Here is a 13488-nt window from a genome sequence, read left to right as displayed (position 1 = left end):
CGCGCTCAAAACAGGCTGCCCTTGCCGGCGACGATCTTGTCGACCCAGGCGATCAGCGCCACGTCCAGGGCAATGATCAGGGTCGAAATGGCCAGGGTGGTGGGGTCCAGCGACGAGACGGTGCGGCTGTACATCCAGATCGGCAAGGTGCGCACGTCAATCGTGTACATGAAGAAGGTCACCGTGAACTCATTGAATGAAATGATGAAGGCGAAGATCAGCCCGGCCATGATCCCCGGCTTCATCAGCGGCACGACCACGTGCAGGATGGCGCGCAAGGGCGAGGCGCCCAGCGACATGGCGGCCTCCTCCAGGTCCACGCCAACGCCGTTCATGGCACTCAGGCAATTGCGCAGCACAAAAGGCAGCGCCAGCGTGATGTGCGGGATGGCCAGGCGAAACAGGCCCAGGTCAATGCCCGTCTCACGGTTGAGCGCCTCGGTCATGAGCAGATAGGCCACACCCAGCACCACCAGCGGAAACACGATGGGCAAGGTGAACAGCAGTTCGGCCACATGGCGCCAGCGCCCCTGGCTGCGCACCACGGCATAGGACAACGGTACACACACGCTGACGCTGGCCAGCATGGTGACGAGGCCCACGATCAGGCTGCTGCTCATGGCACTGAAAGCCGACATCGTGCCCTCGCTTTTGTCGCCAAACAGCACATCGAAAGCGGCGCCGTACCAGCGCAGCGACAGCGACTGGGGTGGAAAATCCAGGTTGGTGCCGCCCGAGAACGACATGATCAGGATGATCACCACCGGCAGCGCGGCGATGAGCAGGCCCAGCCCGGCCAGCGTGCCCATGACCCAGCCAAACGATCCGCGGCCGGCCTGCGAAGTGCTTGAAGGCATGACCGAAGACCCGCTTGAAGAGGTGGTTGAAGACATGGTTGAAGAGGTGATTAAGGTTGTCGTTGCCATCAACGTGCTCCTTGCCATTGGGTGCTGCGTGTGGACAGCCAGGTCGCGGCCATCAGGGTCGCCAGGGTGATGGCGATGAGGGTGACACCGGCGGCCGCCGCGCCGCCCCAGTCAAACATCGGCGAAACCATGTCGCGAATGGCCACGCCCATGGTCTGGACGCGGCGTCCGCCCAGCAGCAGCGGCACGGCGAAGGCGCTGGCGTTGAAGGCGAACACGATGGAGGCCGCGCCTATCAGCCCGGGCTTGAGCAACGGCAGCGTGATGTCGCGAAACGACACCCAGGGCTTGGCGCCGAGGCTGGCACTGGCCTCCAGGTACTGCCCCGAAATGGCGCGCATCGAGCCCAGGATGGGAAACACGGCCAGCGGCAAAGCGGTTTGCACCAGGCCCACCAGCACGCCAATTTCATTGAACAGCAGCTGCACAGGGCGATCCAGCAAGCCCAGCTTGAGCAGCACCCCGTTGATGATGCCGTTGGGCCCCAGCACCATGATCCAGCCATAGGACTGAATCAGCAGGTTCAAAATCATGGGCAGCAAAATCAGGCTGGTGACGATGCGCCGCCAGATGGGCTGGGTGATCGCCGCCATCAGCATGGCCACTGGCACCGCCAGCACCAGGCAGATGACCGTGCTCAGCGCCGCCAGTTTCAGCGTCAGGATCACCGAGCGCAAAAAGAACGGGTCGAGCAGGCCCAGATAGCGCCCAAGACTGAAGCCCTCAATGGCCTGCGTTTCCGCCGAGAAGGAAAAGCGCAGCACAAAGGCAACGGCCAGAAAAAAGGGCAGCAACAACACGATGGCCGGCAAGGCCAGCAGGGCCAGCCGAAGGCGGCCCGAATGAAAATAGGACATGGTCAGACTCTCCTGACGGCCGGTGCGCAACGCGCGAACCGGCCGTGGTGGACATCAAGGGTGATCAGGAAAAGGTCTGCGTATAGCGCTTGATCCAGCTGTCGCGCACCGCGGCAATCACCGCCTTGTCGTGGATCACCGCCGTGGAGCCAAGCTGCTCGGGCTTGATGATGAAGGGGCTCTTTTGCGCCTCGGGCGAGAGCACGGCCTTGAGGTTGACCGGCCCGTTGAGCACGTCCTCGGCCATCTTGCCCTGCACGACCGGGTCCAGCGTGTGGTTGAGGAAGGCATGGATCACGGACGACTCGCCGGGATGGGCCTTGGGCACGATGGTGTACATCAGGTCGGCGAAAAAGCCTTCTTTGAGGTTGTAGGTGGCGCCCAGGCCGGAATTGGGGTCCTTGAGTTCCTTGGCGAAAAACGCCGGCGCATACACCGCGCCAATGTCCAGCGAGTTGGAGCGGAACAGCTCGGCGATTTGCGTCGGGTTCTCGCCAAAGGTCAGCACCCGGTCCTTGAGTTCGGCCAGCTTCTTGAAACCGCCTTCCACATTGGTCGCGCTGCCGCCGGTCAGCTTGGCCGCCGCCACAATGGTGTCCAGCGAATCCGTCCAGGTGGCCGGCGGCAGGAACACCCGCTTGGCATATTTGGGGTTCCACATTTCCTCATAGCTGGTCGGCGCGGCCTTGAAGGTACGGGTGTTGTAAAGCATGCCGCCGGTCCACAGCAGGTAGCCGATGCCGTGGCCGTCCGCCCCGGTGCGAAACCGCTGGTCCACACTTTGCAGGTTGGGCAGCTGGTTCAGGTCGGGCTTTTCCAGCAGGCCGGCACTGGCCAAGGTCACGGCCCCGACACCCGCCAGCGTGATCACGTCGTATTGCGGGCGGTTGCCGCCGGCCTTGAGCTTTGCGACCATCTCGGACGTGCTACCCGTGCGGTCGGCAATCACCTTGGCACCGGTCTGCGCTTCGAAGGTCTGCGCAATATTGCGCAGCACCGCCAGCCCCGTGTCGTCCGACCAGGTCAGGATACGGATGGTTTTCCCTGCAAATCGGCGATTTTGAGCCAGTGCGTTGAGCGCCGGGAATCCCAGCGCCGTGGTGGCCAGCGCGGCGCCGGCGGCCTTGACCAGGGTGCGCCGTTGGATATCGTGTGTCATGTCGGGGTCTCCTGTAAGTGTGGGTATATAAGAATAATTTGTTGAACTGCGAAAACCTGCTTTCGCTGCCTTTCAAAAAATCTCAAAGCCATGGTAAGGGCTCTGCTAAAGTGGCGATAGCCACAAAATTGTCGTTTACCTATCAATAAAACTGAATGCAGGACTTGGACCCGCACCTGTTGCGTGCATTCTTGTCGGTGATTGACGTGGGCACCGTCAATGGCGCAGCGGCCGCCCTGCACCGTACCCAGGCGGCCGTCAGCATGCAGATCCGGCGCCTGGAAGATATCGCGGGCGCCCCGCTGTTCGAGCGTTCGCCCAAGGGCCTGACAGCCAACGCCGAGGGACGCATTCTGGAGCCCTACGCGCGCGAGATCCTGACCCTCAACGAAGAAGCCTGCCAGCGCATCAGCGGCCAGCACATGGAAGGGCGCGTCAAGCTGGGGGTGGTGGAAGACTTTGCCGCGACGCGGCTGATTGACATCCTGAAATCCTTCCGCGACCAGAACCCCAAGGTGCATCTGGACCTGATCATTGCAGGCAACCGGCAGCTGGCCGCGCTGTTTGAACAGGACAAACTCGATTTGCTGATCTGCGACACCCAGGAGGTGGCGCACCAGCCCCTGGTCGAATGGCCCGAGCAATTGCTGTGGGTGGTGCGCTCCGACCTGACACTGCTGCCGGACGAGGCACTGCCGGTGGTGCTTTTCACCGACGCCTGCCCCTGGCGCACCCGGGTCATGGAGTCGCTGGCCGACAGCCAGCTGCACTGGAACATGGTGTGTGAAGCCTCCACCCTGGTGGCCATGGCCACCGCGGTGCAGGTGGGCATAGGCATAGGCCCCATGATTTCAGCCACCATCCCGCCGGGCTGCCGCGTGCTGCCCTCCACGCCCGAATCCCCGACCTCGATACAGATCGGCATCGGCCTTTACGCACGTCCCGGCGCCTCCGAGGAAGCCAATTACCTGGCGGATTTCATGACCCGCATGCCGGGCCGGCTGGCGGTTTGACGCGCATGCCGGACAAATCGACGCCCTTGCCGGAAAAACTGGCCCCTGCAAATACCTCCATCGGCAGCACGCGCAGGGCGGGCGTTGACCACTACGAGAATTTCCCGGTCGCCTCCCTTTTGTGCCCGCCGCACCTGCGCCCGGCCATCGCCGCCATCTACTGGTTCGCCCGCACCGCCGACGACCTCGCCGACGAGGGCGACGCCCGGCCTCAAACACGGCTGGACGACCTGGCCGCCTACCGCGCGGATCTGATGGCGACCGCGACCGCGACCGGCCTGGCCCCATCGCCGTGCTGGGCCCCCGTCTTTGAGCGTCTCGGCCCGGTGATCGCGCAGTTTGCCCTGCCCGTCCATTTGCTGGCCGACCTGCTCAGCGCCTTTGAGCAGGACGTGGTGAAGCAGCGCTATGCCAGCGAGGTCGAACTGCTCGACTACTGCCGCCGCTCGGCCAACCCGGTGGGCCGGCTGCTGCTGCACCTGTACGGCGTCGGCGACGCGGCCTCGCTGCAGCAAAGCGACGACATCTGCACCGCCCTGCAGCTCATCAACTTCTGGCAGGACCTGAGCGTGGACATTCCGCGCGGACGCATTTACCTGCCCGCCGACGCCTGGGCGCGTCACGGCGTCGATGAAGCGCAGCTGCTGGCGCTGGACAGCCAGCCAAGCACTATTAATTTGATAGCTGATTGCGCCCGCTCAGCAAAGGCCAGGATGCTAAAAGGCGCACAACTGGTGAAAAAAGTACCCGGGCGCGGCGGCTGGGAGCTGCGCCTGGTGGTGCAAGGCGGCCTGCGCATCCTCGACAAGATCGAGGCGCTGGGCTTCAACACCTTGCAGCAACGCCCCAAGCTCGGCGCCTGGGATGTGGTGGTGATGGGCTGGCGCGCCTTATGGATGTAGCAGATGCGAAGGATAGGCGTGATGTGAGAAATAGGCGCCTGTCCGCAGGCCCGATTGCGTCATTTTCACGTGCAACAATCGCCGCATGAATCCTGAGCAGTATGTCCAGCAAAAAGCCGCCGCATCCGGCAGCAGTTTTTATTACGCCTTCCTGTTTTTACCCAAAGAGCGGCGCGCCGCGATCACCGCTTTTTACGCGTTTTGCCGTGAAATAGACGATGTTGTCGACGAAGTGACCGACCCCGGCGTGGCGCACAGCAAGCTGGCCTGGTGGCAGGCCGAGGTCGACAAATCCTTTGCCGGCACGCCCTCACACCCGGTGATGAAGGCCCTGATGCCGCTGGCCGCCCCCTACCGCATTGAAGCCCGCCATTTGCTGGCCGTCATTGAAGGCTGCCAGATGGACCTGGCACAAAACCGCTACCTCGACTTTCCCGGCCTCACGCGCTACTGCCACCTGGTGGCCGGCATTGTGGGCGAAGTGGCGGCACGCATTTTTGGCCAGACCGACGAAGCCACCACCGCTTACGCCCACAAGCTGGGCCTGGCCTTCCAGCTCACCAACATCATCCGCGACGTGGGTGAAGACGCCATGCGCGGCCGCATCTACCTGCCCGTCAATGAGCTGCAGCAGTTTGATGTCAAGGCCCACGAAATTTTGAAGCGCCAGTATTCCGAGCGCTTTACCGCCCTCATGCAGTTCCAGACCCAGCGCGCGCTCAGCATTTATGACGAAGCCCTGGCCCTGCTGCCCGATGCCGACCGCCGCGCCCAGAAGCCCGGCCTCATGATGGCCAGCATTTACCGCACGCTGCTGCGCGAAATCGCCGCCGACGGCTACCAGGTGCTGCACCAGCGTGTCAGCCTCACGCCGCTGCGCAAATTCTGGCTGGCCTGGAAAACGCAGGCCTTCGGTCGCGTAGTTTGAATTGAAAGTCGCCGTCATTGGTGCCGGCTGGGCCGGTTGCGCCGCCGCTGTCGAGGCCACGCGCCAGGGCTGCCAGGTGACCTTGTTTGAAAGCGCCCGCACCGCCGGTGGCCGGGCCCGCCGTGTCGATGCTGCGCTGGCGGGCCAGCCCCTGGCGCTTGACAACGGCCAGCACATCCTGATTGGTGCTTATGCGCAAACCCTGGGCCTGATGAAAGACCTGGGCATTGACGTGGAAGCGACCCTGCTGCGCCTGCCGCTGACGATGCAGTTCCCCGATGGCAGCGGCCTCAAGCTTCCTCAATGGCCTGTGCCACTGGACGCATTCGCGGGCATCCTGGGCGCACGCGGCTGGTCCTGGGCTGACAAGCTGTCGCTGATCAAAACGGCCATGGCCTGGCAACTCAAAGGCTTTAAATGTGCGCCCGAGCAGTCGGTGGCGGACTTGTGCCGGGGCCTTACCCCCAGCGCCATCGCTTCGCTGATCGAACCCTTGTGCGTGTCGGCGCTGAACACGCCCGTCGAGCGCGCCAGCGGACAGGTGTTTTTGCGCGTGATGCGCGATGCGCTGTTTCTGCAGAGTGGCGGCTCCAACCTGCTGCTGCCGCGTGCCGACCTGAGCGCCCTGCTGCCCGATGCAGCCCTGACCTGGCTCGCAGGCCAGGGCGGCCTGCCGCGCCTGGGCGCCCGCGTGCAAACCATCGCACGCGCCGGCTCGGGCTGGATGGTAGGCGCCGACACCGATGCCGCCTGCGCCTTTGATGGCGTGGTCCTGGCCTGTCCACCGGCTGAAGCGGCGCGCCTGGTGGCAGGCAGCGGCGCGACGGCCGACACCTGGCTGGCGCAGGCGCGCGGCCTGCAGCACGAGGCCCTGACCACGGTGTATGTCCACGCGCCTCACGCGCGCCTGCGCCAGCCCATGCTGGCCTTGCATTCCAATGCCGCCGAACCCGCGCAATTTGTGTTTGACCGGGGCCAGCTGGATGGCCCGGCGGGCTTTCTGGCCTTTGTGATCAGTGCCAGCACGGGCGACAGCGCCACCCTGACGCAGCAGGTGCTGGCGCAAGCGACCCGTCAGCTCGGGCTGGATTCGCTGCAGCCGGTGCAGACCATTGTGGAAAAGCGCGCCACCTTTGCCTGCACCCCGGGTTTGCAACGACCCAGCGCCCAGGTGGCCCCAGGCCTGTTCGCCTGCGGTGACTACATTGCCGGGCCGTACCCGGCCACGCTGGAAGGCGCCGTGCGTTCAGGGCTGGACGCGGCCGGGCGCCTCTGCCAAGCCTTTGCTGGCGCTGCGTCGAAATGATTTGTCTATCAAAAAGATAGCTGCTTGCGCCCGCTGCTGTTGGGCTTCAGGCACTTTTCACCATTAACCGCACCGTTTGAAACGCCGGCCGGTCCAGGCAGCGGCGCAGCCACGCGTCCACCCCTGGGCACTGCGCCATCAGTCCGGTCGCAGCCTGCGCCCAGGCAAGCACCGACGCCACGCAGATATCGGCCACGGTGAACCGCGTGCCCGCCAGCCAGTCGCGGGTTTGCAAATGCTGCTCCAGCACACGCAGCGGTGCCAGCAGGCGCCGCTCGGCCTCTTCGGCCAGCTGGGGTTTGCGGCGTTCGGCCGGCATGAGCTCGCGGTGCATCAAAATGGCGAGCGCGTCTTTTTCGCACTCGCTCACCACCCAGAAGCTCCAGCGCAAAATCTCCGCCTGCTCGGCATGATTTTCGGCCGCCAGCGATGGCACGCCAGCGGGCTTAAATCGATCCGCCAGATACAAGGCGCAGGCCATGGACTCCCAGACGATCACGCCCTCATCGTCGAGCGCCGGAATGCGGCCGTTCGGGTTGATCGCCAGAAACGCTGGCGTGCGCGTGGCGCCGCCCAGGTAAGGCAGGGGAATGTGTTCGTAGGCCAGGCCCAGTTCTTCGGCGACCCACAAGGGGCGCGCCGCGCGTGAGGCCGCGGTGCCGTAAATTTTGAGTGTCATGGAAAACCGCTGGTCAGAGCCGGAAAACTTCAGCGCGGGAACAGATCGCACAGCTCGGTCAAGGTGGTCACGGTTTCATGCGGCACGGCCGGGTGCGCCCACAAGTGATCGGATCGATTGATCCACACCGTCTGCATGCCGCAATTGAGCGCGCCCAGCACATCGAGTGTGGCATCGTCTCCCACATGCAGCACCTGGCTGGGCTGCACTTCGGCGGCACCGGCGGCCGCGTGAAAAATGCGCGGGTCGGGCTTGCCCACACCAAACTGCTGGGCGCTGATGCTGGCCCTGAAATACCGGCCAATGCCAATGCGATGGATGTCGGCATTGCCATTGGAGACGGCCACCAGCGGAAAGCGGCTGGATAAAAACTCGAGCGCCAGAAACGCATCCTCGAACAGCGTCACCCGGTTGCGTTCATCAAAAAAAACATCGAAGGCCGGCTCGGCCAGCAGCGGGTCTTCCTGGGAGCGGTACAGGGCCAGCCGGATCGCTTCGCGGCGAATGGCGCTCAGGTTGTATTTCAGCTCCGGGCGCGTGAGCACGACATGCTCGCGGATTTCGTGCCGCGCGGCGGGATTGGCAAACAGCGCCGCGGCCATGGGGGCGTGCCGGCTGAGCCAGTTTTCAAGCGCCCTCTCGGCCCGTTCGATGGCGGGCCAGATGGGCCACAGCGTGTCGTCAAGGTCCAGGGTGATGGCTTTGATGGTTGTCAGGTCAAGCATAGGTAGGCGAGAATAACCCATGTCTTTTGCCCCCGAGCCGCCCTTCAGCCACGGCGCACCGCCCGCAGCGTCCTCCACCACCGCCATCCTGCTTTGCAACCTCGGCACCCCCGATGAACCCACCGCGCCGGCGCTGCGCCGCTACCTCGCGGAGTTTCTGAGCGACCCGCGCGTGGTCGAGATTCCCAAACCGATCTGGTGGCTGATTCTGCACGGCATCATCCTGCGCATACGGCCCAAAAAATCGGCCGCCAAGTACGCCAGCATCTGGACCAGAGAAGGCTCGCCGCTCAAGGTCTGGACGCAAAAACAGGCCGTCATGCTGCGCGGCTACCTGGGCGTGCGCGGCCATGCCGTGGAGGTGCGTTACGCCATGCGCTATGGCCAGCCCTCCATCGCTTCGCAGCTGGACCAGCTCAAGGCCGATGGCGCCACGCGCATCCTCATCCTGCCGGCTTATCCGCAGTACAGCGGCACCACCACGGCCAGCGTGTTTGATGCGGTCTACAGCTGGGCCGCCCGCATCCGCCGCATTCCCGAATTGCGCTTCGTCAATCACTACCATGATGCGCCGGGCTACATCGAAGCACTGGCCGAGAAGGTTCGCACGCACTGGCGCCACAGCGGCCAGGCCGAACAACTGCTCATGAGCTTTCACGGTGTGCCCGAGCGCACGCTCAAGCTGGGTGACCCTTACCACTGCGAATGCCAGAAGACAGCGCGCCTGCTGGCCGAAAAACTCGGGCTGCAAAAAGACCGCTACAAAGTCACCTTCCAGTCGCGCTTTGGCAAGGCCAAGTGGCTGCAGCCCTACACCGAACCGATGCTGATCCAGATGGCGCAGGCCGGTGTCAAAAGCGTCGATGTGGTGTGCCCCGGCTTCACGGGCGACTGCCTGGAGACGCTGCAAGAAATTGCCATGGAAGCGCGCCACGCCTTTTTGCAGGCGGGCGGCCGGGAGTTTCGCTACATCGAATGCCTGAACGACAGCCCGCAGTGGCTGGCCGCGCTGGCCGACTTCAGTGCGCAGCAGTTGGCCGGCTGGCCGACGCAGGCAGCGGTCGACCCAGCCGCACTGGCGGCCTCCCGCACCGCGGCGCTGACGCTGGGCGCTGCGCAATAAACAGAAACGCCCCTGGCATGCATGCCAGGGCGGCTCCTGATCAGGCCTGCGTATAGGCGGTTTTCACGACAGTGAAAAACTCCTGCGCGTAGCGGCCCTGCTCGCGTGGGCCGTAACTTGAACCCTTGCGGCCACCGAAGGGGACGTGATAGTCCACGCCGGCCGTCGGCAGGTTTACCATCACCATGCCGACCTGGCTGTGGCGCTTGAAGTGGGTGGCGTACTTCAGGGAAGTCGTGGCGATGCCGGCAGACAGGCCAAACGGCGTGTTGTTGGCTTCGGCCAGCGCTTCTTCATAGTTCTTCACCGTGATGATGCTGGCCACCGGCCCGAACACTTCTTCACGGTTGATGCGCATGCCGGCGGTGGTATCGGTCAGCAGCGCCGGCGCCATGTAGAAACCGTCGGTGTCGCGCTGGAGGCGTTCACCGCCGGCCACCAGCTTGGCGCCTTCGGCCTGGCCGATTTCCACGTAGCTCAGGTTCTGCTCCAGCTGCGACAGGCTGGACACGGGACCGATGTCCGTGCCGGCCTTGAGGGCATCGTCAATCCTGAGGCTGGCCATGCGCGCCTTGAGGGCTTCGACAAACTTCGGGTAAATGCCTTGCGTGACAATCAGGCGGCTTGACGCCGTGCAGCGTTGGCCGGTGGAGAAAAACGCACTCTGGATGCTGAGTTCCACGGCCTGCGCAAGGTCGGCATCATCAAGAATGACCTGCGGGTTCTTGCCGCCCATCTCGAGCTGAACCTTCTTCAGGTTCACGGCACAAGCCTGCGCGATGCGGGCGCCCACGCCCTGCGAACCGGTAAAGCTGATGGCGTCAATGCCGGGATGATTGACCAGCCTGTCACCCACCACGCTGCCGCGGCCCATCACCAGGTTGAAGACACCGGCGGGGATGCCACTGCGGCTGATGATCTCGGCGATCGCCCAGGCGCAGCCGGGCACCAGGTCGGCGGGCTTCATCACCACACAGTTGCCAAAGGCCAAGGCAGGCGCAATCTTCCACGCTGGAATCGCGATGGGAAAGTTCCATGGCGTGATGAGGCCAATCACGCCCAGCGGCTCACGGGTGATTTCCACGCCAATGCCGGGCCGCACCGAGGGCAGCGTCTCACCGCTCAGGCGCAGGCATTCACCGGCAAAGAACTTGAAAATATTTCCGGCGCGCGCGGCTTCACCAATGCCCTCGGCCCGGGTCTTGCCTTCCTCGCGGGACAGCAGCGTCCCCAGCTCCTCCTTGCGGGCCAGGATCTCGTTGCCGATCTTGTCCAGCGCATCCGAGCGCGCCTGAATGCCGCTCACGGACCAGGCAGGAAAGGCGGCGCGCGCCGCCTGCACCGCCTGCTCCAGCTGGGCGGCATCGGCCTGTGCGTATTCGCCAATCACATCGGCCAGATTGCTGGGATTGAGGTTGGCGCTGTAACTGGCACCCGGCAACCATTGGCCGCCGATCAGGTTGTCGTGTTTTTGAACACTCATGGAATTCTCCGTGTTGCTTACTGTGGGCCGAGGGTTTTGATCAGGGCGGCCAATTGATCCATCTCGTCGGACTTGAGGTCGGTGAGCGGTGGGCGCACCGGTCCGGCGCTGTGGCCGACCAGCGTGGCACCGGCCTTGACGATGCTGACGGCATAGCCTGGGCATTTGTTGCGGATGTCCAGATAGGGCATGAAGAAATTCTTGAGCAGCCGGTGCTGGGTCGCATGGTCGTCGGACGCTACCGCGTGATAGAACTCCATCGCGGTTTTGGGGATGAAGTTGAACACCGCCGATGAGTACACCGGGGTACCCAGCGCCTTGTAGGCGGCGGCATAGACCTCGGCGGTGGGTAAGCCACCCAGGTAGGCGAAGCGGTCGCCCATCTTCAGGTAGATGGACATCATGGTTTCGATGTCACCCACGCCATCCTTGAAACCGATCAGGTTGGGGCAACGGTCGGCCAGAATGGCCAATGAAGCGGGCGTGAGTTTGCAGACGTTGCGGTTGTACACAATCACGCCGAATTTCACGCTCTTGCAGACGGCCTCCACATGGGCGATCAGCCCCTCCTGCGAGGCTTCGGTCAGGTAATGGGGCAGCAGCAGGATGCCGTGGGCACCCGCGCGCTCAGCCTCCTGCGCGCACTGGATGGCAAAGCGCGTAGAGCCACCGGCACCGGCAATGATGGGCACCTTGCCGCGGCAGGTGTCCACCGCAGTCTTGATGATGGCCGGGTACTCGTCACCGTCCAGCGAGAAAAATTCGCCGGTTCCGCCTGCGGCGAAAAGAGCGCTCGCGCCATAGGGGGCCAGCCACTCCAGGCGTTCGGCGTAGGCCTTGGCATTGAAGTTGCCCTGGGCGTCAAAGTCTGTCAGCGGGAAAGACAGCAGGCCGTGGGACATGATGGATTTGAGATCTTGTGGGGTCATCTGAAGCTCTGAAAACGTTAGAGGAATAAAGAAAGCAATGTTTTGAAATCCCGGCACTCTCCAGTCACTGCTGGCCTGCTGCCGGGGCTTTCGCTATTTTTTGAGCGGGTCAAAAACACGGATGGAGCGCATTTAACGCACCAGACAAGGGCCTTTCGGATCGAACTTCCAGCCGGGTATAAGGTATTGCATCGCCATGGCATCGTCACGCGCACCCAGACCGTGCTGCTGGTAGAGCGCATGGGCCTTGGCGACCTCGGCCATGTCCAGCTCTATGCCCAGGCCAGGCTTCTTGGGCACCTCGATAAAGCCGCCCTTGATTTGCAGCGGCGCCTTGGTGAGCCGCTGCCCGTCCTGCCAGATCCAGTGCGTGTCGATCGCCGTCACGCGTCCGGGGGCGGCAGCCCCCACATGCGTGAACATGGCCAGAGAAATATCAAAGTGGTTGTTTGAATGTGAACCCCAGGTCAGGCCCCAGTCACGGCAAACCTGCGCGACGCGCACCGAGCCCGCCATGGTCCAGAAATGCGGATCCGCCAGGGGGATGTCGACGGACTGCAGCGACAAGGCGTGCGACATTTGCCGCCAATCGGTGGCAATCATGTTGGTGGCGGTTGGCAGGCCGGTGGCGCGGCGGAATTCAGCCATGACCTCGCGGCCCGAGAAGCCCTCCTCGGCACCGCAGGGATCTTCGGCATAAGCCACCACATTGCGCGCATCGCGCATCAGGCGTATGGCGTCCTTCAGCAGCCAGCCGCCATTCGGATCCAGCGTGACCCGCGCCTTGGGAAATCGCTCGTGGATGGCGGTGACCGCCGCCACCTCGTCTTCACCGCGCAACACACCGCCCTTGAGTTTGAAGTCATTGAAGCCATAGCGCTCGTAGGCCGCTTCGGCAAGACGCACGATAGCCTCCGGGGTCAGCGCGACCTCATGACGCAGCCTTGACCAGGCGTCGGCACCCTCGGGGTCCGTTGCGTAAGCCAGATCGGTCTTGCTGCGGTCACCGATGAAAAACAGGTAGCCCAGCATCTCCACCTTGTCACGTTGCTGGCCTTCACCCAGCAGCGCAGCCACGGGCACCTCCAGATGCTGGCCCAGCAGGTCGAGCAAGGCCGATTCCAGCGCTGTCACCGCATGGATGGCGATGCGCAGGTCGAAAGTCTGCAGACCACGACCGCCTGCATCGCGGTCGGCAAAGCGTTCACGTGCCTGCTGCAGAATGCGCAGGTAGTTGCCAATGGGTTGCCCCATGACCAATGAGCGCGCCTCTTCTATGGTTTGACGAATCTTCTCGCCACCCGGCACTTCACCCACACCGGTGTGGCCCGAGCTGTCCGTGATGATGACAATGTTGCGCGTGAAAAACGGGCCGTGCGCGCCGCTGAGGTTCAACAGCATGCTGTCGCGACCCGCGACGGGAATAACTTGAAGGCCAGTGACCAAAGGTGTTGACAT

13 protein-coding genes are annotated in these 13488 nt (G+C 63.6%); 5 read left to right on the top strand and 8 right to left on the bottom strand.

All coding sequences use genetic code 11. From position 1 onward, the window contains the following. Nucleotides 1-5: 5 nt before the first annotated feature. The 3 genes from PJE01S_RS05580 to PJE01S_RS05570 all read right to left on the bottom strand — a co-directional run bounded on the left by PJE01S_RS05580 (nucleotide 6) and on the right by PJE01S_RS05570 (nucleotide 2942). The gene (locus tag PJE01S_RS05580) at nucleotides 6-893 is read right to left on the bottom strand and encodes an ABC transporter permease (RefSeq protein WP_245660629.1); all 888 of its coding nucleotides are present in this window, start codon (nucleotides 891-893) and stop codon (nucleotides 6-8) included. A 32-nt stretch (nucleotides 894-925) separates the two neighbouring features. Continuing rightward, nucleotides 926-1783 carry an ABC transporter permease gene (locus PJE01S_RS05575; RefSeq protein WP_068832171.1) on the bottom strand — a complete coding sequence of 286 codons (858 nt, stop codon included), beginning with the start codon at nucleotides 1781-1783 and terminating at the stop codon, nucleotides 926-928. A gap of 64 nt (nucleotides 1784-1847) precedes the next feature. Further along, nucleotides 1848-2942 (bottom strand): ABC transporter substrate-binding protein, encoded by a 1095-nt coding sequence (locus tag PJE01S_RS05570; protein ID WP_068832170.1) that lies wholly within the window; start codon nucleotides 2940-2942, stop codon nucleotides 1848-1850. Between the two features lie 155 nt (nucleotides 2943-3097). Between PJE01S_RS05570 and PJE01S_RS05565 the strand changes: the two genes are divergently transcribed. The 4 genes from PJE01S_RS05565 (at nucleotide 3098) to hpnE (ending at nucleotide 7091) form a co-directional block, all read left to right on the top strand. Beyond that, nucleotides 3098-3955, top strand: a complete 858-nt coding sequence (locus tag PJE01S_RS05565) for a LysR substrate-binding domain-containing protein (protein ID WP_068832169.1) — start codon at nucleotides 3098-3100, stop codon at nucleotides 3953-3955. A 5-nt stretch (nucleotides 3956-3960) separates the two neighbouring features. Beyond that, nucleotides 3961-4857: a squalene synthase HpnC gene (gene hpnC / locus PJE01S_RS05560; RefSeq protein ID WP_068832168.1), complete on the top strand. Its 897-nt coding sequence runs from the start codon at nucleotides 3961-3963 to the stop codon at nucleotides 4855-4857. Between the two features lie 85 nt (nucleotides 4858-4942). Next, on the top strand, nucleotides 4943-5785 hold the full coding sequence (gene hpnD / locus PJE01S_RS05555) for a presqualene diphosphate synthase HpnD (protein ID WP_068832167.1): 843 nt from the start codon (nucleotides 4943-4945) through the stop codon (nucleotides 5783-5785). A 1-nt stretch (nucleotide 5786) separates the two neighbouring features. Then, nucleotides 5787-7091 (top strand): hydroxysqualene dehydroxylase HpnE, encoded by a 1305-nt coding sequence (gene hpnE / locus PJE01S_RS05550; RefSeq protein ID WP_068832166.1) that lies wholly within the window; start codon nucleotides 5787-5789, stop codon nucleotides 7089-7091. Between the two features lie 46 nt (nucleotides 7092-7137). On the opposite strand, the gene PJE01S_RS05545 is transcribed toward hpnE, so the two are convergent. Both PJE01S_RS05545 and PJE01S_RS05540 read right to left on the bottom strand, forming a co-directional pair. After that, complete coding sequence (locus PJE01S_RS05545; RefSeq protein WP_068832288.1) at nucleotides 7138-7770, bottom strand: glutathione S-transferase family protein; 633 nt, start codon at nucleotides 7768-7770, stop codon at nucleotides 7138-7140. Nucleotides 7771-7799: 29 nt separating this feature from the next. Continuing rightward, nucleotides 7800-8495 (bottom strand): HAD family hydrolase, encoded by a 696-nt coding sequence (locus PJE01S_RS05540; RefSeq protein ID WP_068832165.1) that lies wholly within the window; start codon nucleotides 8493-8495, stop codon nucleotides 7800-7802. 19 nt (nucleotides 8496-8514) lie between these two features. On the opposite strand from PJE01S_RS05540, the gene hemH reads away from it, so the two are divergent. Next, nucleotides 8515-9618, top strand: coding sequence for a ferrochelatase (hemH, locus tag PJE01S_RS05535; RefSeq protein ID WP_068832164.1), 1104 nt, complete (start codon nucleotides 8515-8517; stop codon nucleotides 9616-9618). Nucleotides 9619-9658: 40 nt separating this feature from the next. Here hemH and PJE01S_RS05530 read toward each other — a convergent pair whose 3' ends face one another. From PJE01S_RS05530 to gudD, 3 genes are all read right to left on the bottom strand, one after another. Then, nucleotides 9659-11101, bottom strand: coding sequence for an aldehyde dehydrogenase family protein (locus PJE01S_RS05530; protein ID WP_068832163.1), 1443 nt, complete (start codon nucleotides 11099-11101; stop codon nucleotides 9659-9661). Nucleotides 11102-11118: 17 nt separating this feature from the next. Further along, nucleotides 11119-12030 (bottom strand): 5-dehydro-4-deoxyglucarate dehydratase, encoded by a 912-nt coding sequence (kdgD, locus tag PJE01S_RS05525; protein WP_068832162.1) that lies wholly within the window; start codon nucleotides 12028-12030, stop codon nucleotides 11119-11121. 132 nt (nucleotides 12031-12162) lie between these two features. Then, nucleotides 12163-13488, bottom strand: a complete 1326-nt coding sequence (gene gudD / locus PJE01S_RS05520; protein ID WP_068832161.1) for a glucarate dehydratase — start codon at nucleotides 13486-13488, stop codon at nucleotides 12163-12165.

Origin of the sequence: Polaromonas jejuensis NBRC 106434, assembly GCF_001598235.1 — a bacterium.
Taxonomy (GTDB): domain Bacteria; phylum Pseudomonadota; class Gammaproteobacteria; order Burkholderiales; family Burkholderiaceae_C; genus Polaromonas; species Polaromonas jejuensis.
Note: the sequence above shows the minus strand (reverse complement) of the source record. Positions and strands in the feature narration are given on the sequence as shown.